This is a genomic window from Shigella sp. FC1967 (assembly GCF_001743005.1).
Classification (GTDB): domain Bacteria; phylum Pseudomonadota; class Gammaproteobacteria; order Enterobacterales; family Enterobacteriaceae; genus Proteus.
In genome coordinates, this window is sequence record NZ_MIIZ01000553.1 from 1 (window position 1) to 8,574 (window position 8,574).

The 8,574-nt window shown below is 39.2% G+C and carries 6 protein-coding genes and 1 pseudogene; 4 read left to right on the forward strand and 3 right to left on the reverse strand.

The annotated features are described in order from the left end of the window. Nucleotides 1-112 precede the first annotated feature (112 nt). Entirely contained in the window at nt 113-619 is a 507-nt protein-coding gene (gene dps / locus BHE89_RS04635; RefSeq protein ID WP_069367532.1) for a DNA starvation/stationary phase protection protein Dps, read from the forward strand. A gap of 64 nt (nt 620-683) precedes the next feature. Here the strand turns inward: dps and dinG are convergent. Beyond that, nucleotides 684-2,800: pseudogene (gene dinG, locus BHE89_RS04640) on the reverse strand (ATP-dependent DNA helicase DinG). 252 nt (nt 2,801-3,052) lie between these two features. Between dinG and BHE89_RS04645 the strand changes: the two are divergent. From BHE89_RS04645 to fabZ, 3 genes are all read left to right on the forward strand, one after another. Continuing rightward, nucleotides 3,053-3,961, forward strand: a complete 909-nt coding sequence (locus BHE89_RS04645; protein ID WP_069367530.1) for a LysR family transcriptional regulator — start codon at nt 3,053-3,055, stop codon at nt 3,959-3,961. A 55-nt stretch (nt 3,962-4,016) separates the two neighbouring features. Then, nucleotides 4,017-4,898, forward strand: a complete 882-nt coding sequence (locus BHE89_RS04650) for a dihydrodipicolinate synthase family protein (protein WP_069367529.1) — start codon at nt 4,017-4,019, stop codon at nt 4,896-4,898. A gap of 186 nt (nt 4,899-5,084) precedes the next feature. Continuing rightward, entirely contained in the window at nt 5,085-5,510 is a 426-nt protein-coding gene (fabZ, locus tag BHE89_RS04655) for a 3-hydroxyacyl-ACP dehydratase FabZ (RefSeq protein WP_069367528.1), read from the forward strand. A gap of 118 nt (nt 5,511-5,628) precedes the next feature. Here fabZ and BHE89_RS04660 read toward each other — a convergent pair whose 3' ends face one another. Further along, a complete protein-coding gene (locus tag BHE89_RS04660; protein ID WP_286145891.1) occupies nt 5,629-6,963 on the reverse strand; it encodes an MmgE/PrpD family protein in 1,335 nt (444 codons plus the stop codon). A gap of 81 nt (nt 6,964-7,044) precedes the next feature. Next, nucleotides 7,045-8,412, reverse strand: coding sequence for an adenylosuccinate lyase (purB, locus tag BHE89_RS04665; RefSeq protein WP_069367526.1), 1,368 nt, complete (start codon nt 8,410-8,412; stop codon nt 7,045-7,047). Nucleotides 8,413-8,574 lie beyond the last annotated feature (162 nt).

An 8,574-nucleotide genomic window follows, 5' to 3' on the forward strand; every position in this document is an offset into this window, starting at 1 on the left:
GATGACCTATCAATTTAATAGTATCAATCGATAAGACTAACCATTAATAATTCACTATCATTATTAACAGAAATTGAGATATTGAGTTATTAATTATTTAGGGAGAACGATTATGAGTACTGCTAAATTAGTCAAATCCACACCTTCAACTCTGCTTTATACCCGTAATAGCCTCGATGACAGCGTAAAACTGCACGCAATCGAATTACTGCAACAGATGGTGACACAGTTTATCGACCTATCTCTCATCACAAAACAAGCGCACTGGAATATGCGTGGCAGAAACTTTATTTCTGTTCATGAAATGGTTGACGGCTTCCGCGATACCATTAATCAGCACACCGATGAATTTGCAGAGCGTGTTGTTCAATTAGGTGGCACTGTATTAGGTACTGCACAAGTGGTGAGTAAGAAAACACCATTAAAAGCTTATCCTCTGGATATCCATGATGTGCAAGATCACCTAAAAGCACTGGCTGATCGTTATGCCGTTGTTGCTAATGATATTCGTAAAGCTATTGACGAAGTTGAAGACGAAGATACCGCAGATATGTTTACTGCCGCATCGCGTGATCTCGATAAATTCTTATGGTTTATTGAAGCTAATATTGAGAACTAATTCTTAATATGAATGACCATGATGACGTTAAAAGGCTACCTCTTTTTCTTTAGGTAGTCTTTTTTTATTTATCTTTCCCTTTGGGCATATCAGGTTGATAAATAGGAAATATGGGTAACGCCGTTAATAAGCGTGAACCGTAGTTTTTTTGTTAATAAAACGCCTGTCATAAATAATAATTTCACCGTGGCAATGATGACTACGAATAAGGCGCCCAACTTGCTGAATTAAATTAAATGATGCACTTGGCAAACTTTGCACTTCAAAAGGATAACGTTTTAGAGATTTAAGCCATTCGCCTTCTGTCACAATCACTGGATCTGTCACGGGCGGAAAAGCAATTTTATGAATATGTACCTGTGTTAAATAATCCCCTTTTAAATCGAGCCCTTCAGCAAAAGATTGCAAGCCTATCAACACACTATTATCGCCCGCATCAATACGCTTACAATGTGTTTCAACTAATCGATAGCGAGGCTGATCGCCTTGCACTAATAAGCATAAACGCAAATCTTTCACTTCTTCTAAGAAGCCTTCCATTGCCCGTTGGCTACTAAATAAAACTAACTGACCTCGGTGGTTATCCTCTTCCATGCTGTGTCGAAAATACCGTGCCATCTCTTTTAAATGTTCACGTTCATGGCTTATCGTCGGTTCATAACGCATTTTAGGAATAACTAATCTACCCTGCTCTTTATGTTCAAAAGGCGAAGACAACGTAATAAAGCGATCATCGAAATGTTCACTTAATCCCGTTAATTCTTGAATGCGAGAATAGCTATTTAACGAGCGTAATGTCGCAGATGTGATAACCACATGTGGGATATTTTTCCATAATAATTGTGTCAATTGTTCGCTAACACGAATTCCTGCGCAATGAAAATAGAGATGAGACTGCTTTTTATCATAACGGCGAGTTAGCCATTTAGATACAGGCGCTTTAGAGGTTTGATCTAGTGTGGCTAAGCGCCAAAGTTTCGCCATATTTTCTAAATATCCCACCATTCTACTGGTCGTTAAAATGGCACGATGTAAACGCACAACATCTTCTTTCGCTGTGCGTTCTGTTAAATCGTTTAAAATAGCTTCGCCCAGCATTTTTAAACCATCCGTTAACTTAAATAGGGTCTGGCAACTTAACAGAAGTTGTTCAGGTAATTCACCTAACGGAAAGAGATATTCATCTTGTTCACTGCGTTCTGGTAATAGTGCGCGCGTGAACGTATCAACCTCTTGATAAGCTTCACGTAACTTAGCGATATGAGCATCAAAACGAATAGGATCTGCCAATTTAGGAGGACGTACAGGAATAAATTGCGCTAAATACTGGCTAACATGGCGCGTGATATTATCAAGCTGGTTATTAAGGGAGGCTAAGGTTATTTCCCCTTCGACTTCAAGTGCATCTCGCGCAACGTCAGGAATATGATGCCCCTCATCAAGAACCAACAGCAGATTTTTAGCATCAGGTAACACAGATTCACTTTCCATTGCTGCCATCACTAAAGCGTGATTGGTAATAACCACATCGACTTCATCAATTTCACGACGTGCAATAAAGAAAGGACAGCGATGATAATATTGGCAATTGCGCCCTAAGCAATTCATTTTATCCGTGCTAATTTTACGCCATAAATTGTCTGTTAGCGCACGTTTATGGTGATCACGTAAACCATCCCAACCAAAGTGAGTGAAATCATTTTTGAGTTCGTGGCAAATTTCTCTTTCTGCACTCGTCGCAACATCAACTTTATCTTCAAGCAAAAACATTAAGTCAATTTGCTCACCTTCTGTTGCACAAATTGCCTCTAAATTGCGAGGGCATAAGTAACGCCCACGGCCAAAAGCCCCCGTAAACGTAAGATCAGGAATGATTTTTTTAAGTAAGGGCAGATCTTTGCTATAGATTTGATCTTGCAGAGCCACATTTGCTGTACTGATTATTAGTGGCTTTTTCTCATCACGGCTAATGGCAATACCTGGAATAAGATAAGAGAGCGTTTTACCTACGCCAGTCGGGGCTTCTATCACTAAATGGCGCCCCATTTCATCAGAAAAAGTCTTCGCCACCTCAGCGATCATTTCACGCTGTGGCGCCCGAGGAATAAACCCTTCAATATGCTCTGGTAAGGCTTTATACCACTGACTTATTTGATTTTTAACGGATTGAGAAAGGGACATAACCACTCTGTAACTGATTTTAAGAAAGGCGTCATTGTCTCATAATACTGTATAAAAATCAGTAGTTACCTTCATTTGTTCTACTTTTTCATTAAAGAATGGATAACACCTCGAAATTATTGAGCTTTGTTATAGATTATTAATTCAACTCTTCATAATATGAGTATTCATTACGTAATCTCTAAAAGAGTCTTATAAAAAATATGATTTATTGTTTTTATTAAACACAACACCCATTAAGAGACATCTATAATGACTTCTGCAAAGCGCCCTATTTTTAACTTAGAACTTGATTTACTCCGAACCTTTGTTGCTGTTGTCGATGGAAATACCTTTGCAGCAGCCGCTGAATCTGTGTGTCGTACACAATCTGCTGTAAGCCAGCAAATGCAACGGCTTGAATCACTGATAGGAAAAGAGTTGTTTGCTCGCCAAGGCCGAAATAAAACACTGACAGAAGCCGGTACACAACTGCTTAACTACGCTCGCCGTATTTTACGTCTGAATGATGAAGCGTGCCTTTCATTGATGCATGAAGAAATTGATGGAATTTTAAAAATTGGTTCTCCTGATGATACGGCAAACACGATTTTACCTGATCTTCTCGCCCGTTTTTCTGGCGCCTATCCTCGCTTGATCATGGAAATTATTGTTAAACGTAGTCCATTTTTAATGGCAATGTTAGAAAATAACGAACTTGATTTAGCCATTTCGACCGAAGAACATGTGGGTTATCCCAAAATTGTATTACGTGTTTCCCCCTCTTTATGGTATTGCGGAAAACACTTCAGATTTGATCTCGATGAACCCCTACCATTAGTCGTCTTAGATGAACCCAGCACATACCGCGATATGATGATAAATCATCTTGATCAACAAGGTATTCGTTGGCGGATCGCTTATGTGGCTACAACCCTTTCAGGTGCCAGAGCCGCAGTACGTGCAGGCTTAGGCATTATGGCGCGTTCAATTGAGCTTTCAGGTGATGATTTGCGCATTTTAGGTGAAAAAGAAGGCTTACCTGCTTTACCCGCAATTAGTTATAACCTGTATCTCAATGCCAATAGCCCAGGGAAAGCAGCCCAAATACTGTTTGATTCATTAAAAAACGAACAAAATGAAGTCATTAATCACGCTGATATAACACTTCAACAAGAATAACCAAAATAAATAAACCATTGCAATAACACATCAAAATTAAAACAGGACACCGATTATGACCCAATTCCATGGCATTTTTCCTTACCTTGTTTCGCCTGTTGATCAAACAAAAGGGACTATCCTTGAAGCCTCGTTACGCCGCTTGGTTGAGCATCTAATCTCAAGCGGTGTTCATGGCTTAAGCCCATTAGGTAGCACTGGCGAATACGCTTACCTTTCTCAAGCACAGCGCAATGAAATTGTCCGTATTACTGTTGATCAAACCGCAGGACGTATTCCTGTTATCGCCGGTGTCGCCAGTTTTTCAACCGCAGATGCTTGTCATCAAGCTGAGCAATATGCTCAATTAGGCGTTGATGGCATGGTATTGATTTCACAAAAAATGTACCCGTTAAGCGAAACGGCTCAAGCGGGTTATTTCCAAACCATCGCAGAAGCATTTCCTGAAAAATCGATGACCATTTATACCAATCCGGGATTGTTGGGCGATGTTCTTCCTATCTCTTTATTCAATGAACTTAGTTATATTCCCAATATCGAATATATTAAAGATGCTTCAAGCAATACAGGTCGCTTACTCACCATGATCAATACGTTTGGTGAACGCGTTAAAATCTTTAGTGCTTCAGCGCATATTCCCTTGTTAGTATTAAAACTTGGCGGTGTAGGTTGGATGGCGGGTCCTGCTTGTGTATTACCCAAACAATGTGTTGAACTGTATGAGCTCGCAACGAAAGGCGACTTTGATACGGCATTAGTAAAACAAAAAGAGGTGTGGCAAATCAATGAAGCATTTACAAAATACTCACTCGCATCATGTATTAAAGCATCCCTAAATATTCAAGGCTTTGAAGTAGGCTCACCTATTTTACCGCAAGAGCCTCTAAATGAAGCAGCAATGAACGATCTACGTCAAATTATTGCTCGTCTTAATTAATAAGCTGTTCTTAATTTAGAAATAACAAAGGCTGGATTTTTCCTATTCTGGTCTTTGTTATCTATTTAACGCAAATTTCCACCCAAAAGATAAGCCAATACTGTACGATATTGAATAAGAATGAAATAATAACCGCCGCTGTTGTAAAACCGAGTTTATCCTATCACTGTAACGAGGAGAGAATACATGCCCATTTCCGTCAGTGAAATAATGGAAATATTGCCTCATCGTTATCCATTCTTATTAATTGATCGTGTTATTTCTGAGCCAGCTGAACTTACCCTTGGTAGATTAGCGGCCATTAAAAATATCACTACCAATGACACCGTTGTTTTTGGCGAGTTTTATCCACCTTTATTACTACTTGAAAGCATGGCTCAAGCTTCGGGTATTCTTGCACATTACTATCTTTCACCTATGGAGAAAGATCAGCAATGTTATTTTGCCAGCATAAAGAATGCACGCTTTTATGATGTGGTAAAAGCAGGCGATCAACTACTTATTGAAATCCAATTTCGCCGACAACGACGTACTATTGTTAGCTTTTCAGGTACGGTAAAAATCGGAGAAAACACAGTGTGTACATCTGAATTTATGTGTGCAAGGCAATAAAGAAAGGATTGGTAGAAACACCAATCCTTCTTTCCACAACCATCTTGCTTGTATTATTTCAGCTTAACTTTCTCTTTCTTTAATACGTAATAATTGTGTTATTTCTGAAATAGTGACATTATCGAAATGCAGTATTTTTTTCAACTAATTGTGCCGATTGTTCAGTTTCTATTACCAAAGATGCATTATCATAAAACTTACTGATGACATCTTTATCTGTCATTGGATTTTTCGAATTACCATACTGAATATCTAATCTCTCCGTGATCTTCTCGCCATTTTTTAATGTCACGAAAATTAATCCCGGAAAATAAGTAGGAAATGGAATTTCCCCTTTTTCGGGATAGCGATAACTTACACGTTTCGCTAACGATTGAATATCTTCCCGTTGTAGGTTTTCAGGTAATAATGAAGATAACGTTAAAGCATTATCTAAAAAGCCCGCAGCAAATAACCATGGCAAACTAAATTTGGCACCATAAGCTGTTTGAGGCGCCCATTTTGTTTCAGGTGGTTCACAAATCAAGGCGGCGGCTACTGGGTCGACAACGCACTCTACATTATCGATATCATCAATCGTGATCCCTTTTTTCAGCAATTGACGTCCGCAATCAACCGTTGCATGAGCAAAATGACATACTGGATAAGGTTTAATAGAAACATTTAAAAATTCCCATGTTTCACCTAATCCTAATGCCACTTGCTCTGGTTGCGCTTGCTCTCGAATACCATGTGTTTGATAAAGGCTATAACGACCTTCAAATATTGTTTCAGGGCCTGTCATCCCCCCTTTTGCTAATGATGCTGCGATAATACCTGATTGTGCAGCCCATCCTGCATGAAAGCATTTAGAAGATGAGCTATTGGTAAGGTATTCCGCAACGCCTCCTGCTTGGCTTCCTGTTAATCCTAATGCATTCACAGTTTGCTCTGGTGTCAATTTTAACAATGACGCGGCACAAGCGGTTGCACCAAAAATCCCCGCAATGGCTGTGGCATGAAAACCGCGCTGATGAAATCCACTATGACTTGCTAAGCCTACTCTTGCTGCAACTTCCCAGCCAACCACCCACGCCGTTAAAATATCTTGTGATGAGGCACCGATAGATTCACCTAATGCAAAAGCAATCGGTGTTAATACCGCACTACCATGTGTAATCGAATCAGTGTGTGTATCATCAAAATCTAATGCATGCGCTGCAATACCATTTGTCAATGTAGCCACAGTGGTACTTGCTGTTAACGAACTTCCCCAAATGGGAATATCACCTTGACTATCAGGTAAAAAAGTCACGCCTTGGCGACTTTGAATGGCACTTTGTTGTACTGTTCCGGCAAGAGCGACACCTAATGTATCTAATAAATGAATCTTAGCTCGACTAACAACTTGGGCTGGTAAATCAGAAAAATGAGTTGTAGTAATAAATTGGGCTAACTGCTGACTCAATGTCATAAACACCTCGAAATAGATAAGAAAAAGCCAGCAATATCACCGGCTTTTAGATAATAAGAAGGTTGGAGGTAATCAAGTCACTTAATCATTTAACCAGCCAGAGGCTTTAGTTTGTGCGACAACACGATCAACTTGAGCGGGTGCATTACCCACATATGTCGTTGGATCTAAAAGTGCATCAAGCTCTTCTTGAGTAATGTGATCACGAATACGGGTATCACGATTAATCGCTTCAACGAAGGTAATACCTTCTTCTTGCCCAGACATTGATGCTTCATACACAATTTCATGCGCCGTTTGTTTACCTGCTTTATCAGATAAAGCAAACATCACACGCTCTGCCAGCATAAAGCCCCCTAGGATATCCATATTTTCGCGCATTTTCTCAACATGCACATTCAGTCCACCTATGACTGTTTTCATATTATCGAAGATAACTGACAGCATAAGGCACATTTCAGGCATGATCTTCCATTCCATTTTCCAGATCGCACCATCACGCTCATGTTGGTGTTTCATCATATCCGTTAAAACAGAAAGATTCGCTTTCAGGGTATTGCTTACACAAGCCGCATTTTCAACAATGGCAGGATTACGTTTATGTGGCATGGTCGAAGAACCTACTTGACCTTTACTGAAAGGCTCAGATAACTCATCAATTTCGTTATGTGCTAATAGTAAGATTTCATTAGCAATTTTACCTAAAGTCCCGCTAATTAAGCCCATTAGCATGCCATATTCGCTGAATCTATCACGCGCAGGCTGCCAAGATATTTCAGGTACACCTAAGCCTAAGCGTTTTAATACACGAGCTTCTAATTCATCCGCTTTATCGCTTAACGAGGCTTTTGTACCCACAGCGCCAACAACACTGCCAACAAATAAGCGGGGTTCAATTTCTTTAAGGCGTTGATAATGACGCGCTAATTCAGTTAACCAAATTGCAGTTTTATGACCAAACGTAATTGGTAACGCTTGTAATGCCAATGTGCGTCCAACCATGGGTGTGTTGCGATGTTGTTCACTTAATGATAGCAGTGCGCGACCTAATACTTTGATATCACGTAAGAAAGTCTGGTGAGCCTCTTTTAGTTGTAGTACAAGACCTGTATCAATCACATCTTGTGTTGTTGGACCAAAGTGAACATATTCCCCATAATGTTCTGGGCAAGCATGTTCTAAACCACGAATTGTTGGCACTAATGGATGCCGTGTAAGACGCACTTGTTCTAAGATATAATCCATATCAAGCTTTTCAAGTTTCGCGGTGTCTGAAATCACTTTTGCAGCATCTTTTGGGATCAAACCTAATTCAGCTTGCTCAATCGCTAATGCAGCTTCGTAATCAAGCCAATTTTGCATTCTGGTTTTATCAGAAAAAATAGTTCTCATTTCTTCTGTCGACCATAAATTCTTTAATAAAACAGAATCAAAAACGCTGGTTCCCATAATTATTTCCCCTGTTAAAAGAATAATAAAAAAATCGTTTTTTTAATAAAACGACTTGTTAGATTGTTATTTTATTTATGCAATATAATCTCAATAAAAACACTTTGATAATTTTAAACTAATTTCAAATATTTCTAATCAATTAAAAATAACATTAATTCA

Excerpts from the sequence above, each read along its gene's own strand:
- purB (WP_069367526.1), bottom strand. The coding sequence starts at position 8,412 with ATGGGAACCAGCGTTTTTGATTCTGTTTTATTAAAGAATTTATGGTCG.
- fabZ (WP_069367528.1), top strand. The coding sequence starts at position 5,085 with ATGCCCATTTCCGTCAGTGAAATAATGGAAATATTGCCTCATCGTTAT.
- BHE89_RS04645 (WP_069367530.1), top strand. The coding sequence starts at position 3,053 with ATGACTTCTGCAAAGCGCCCTATTTTTAACTTAGAACTTGATTTACTC.
- dps (WP_069367532.1), top strand. The coding sequence starts at position 113 with ATGAGTACTGCTAAATTAGTCAAATCCACACCTTCAACTCTGCTTTAT.
- BHE89_RS04660 (WP_286145891.1), bottom strand. The coding sequence starts at position 6,963 with ATGACATTGAGTCAGCAGTTAGCCCAATTTATTACTACAACTCATTTT.
- BHE89_RS04650 (WP_069367529.1), top strand. The coding sequence starts at position 4,017 with ATGACCCAATTCCATGGCATTTTTCCTTACCTTGTTTCGCCTGTTGAT.